Annotated in this window: 1 protein-coding gene; it reads right to left on the bottom strand. The window is 35.2% G+C overall.

Features of this window, described 5'->3' with window-relative positions:
- Positions 1 to 92: 92 nt before the first annotated feature.
- Positions 93 to 359, bottom strand: coding sequence for a hypothetical protein (locus H4J52_RS02900; protein WP_182224187.1), 267 nt, complete (start codon positions 357 to 359; stop codon positions 93 to 95).
- Positions 360 to 406 lie beyond the last annotated feature (47 nt).

Below are 406 nucleotides of genomic sequence, written 5' to 3'. Positions count from 1 at the left end.
TAACGCCCCATTAAGAGGCTTTTAATTGTTGGTTAAAATGTGTAGCGAAGCGGAACCTAACCAACTGTTAAAAGTCCTGCTTGAATGGCTTGTTATGTAGCTTTACGCTGAAACCTCAATAACATATTACCTAAGAAATACGAGAGCGGAATCACTAGAAAATTTCCGACAGTTGACATTAAAAACCAACCTAAAAGCATTTCTGGCTCATATTCATTATTGTAATAAATACCATAAGCCCAGTAAATTGCCAAAACAACATACGTAATTAAACCGCTACCCATGATACGCGTATATTTACTATGTTTATGAGTAATAACTCCAGATAACACAGCTATTAATATCAATTCAATAATCAAGACTCACAAACCTATAGTGCTACATAACGCCCCATTAAGAGGCAAAT

Origin of the sequence: Colwellia sp. MB02u-14 (assembly GCF_014076915.1) — a bacterium.
Lineage (GTDB): Bacteria > Pseudomonadota > Gammaproteobacteria > Enterobacterales > Alteromonadaceae > Colwellia_A.
This window is presented reverse-complemented; position numbering and strand designations above follow the sequence as displayed.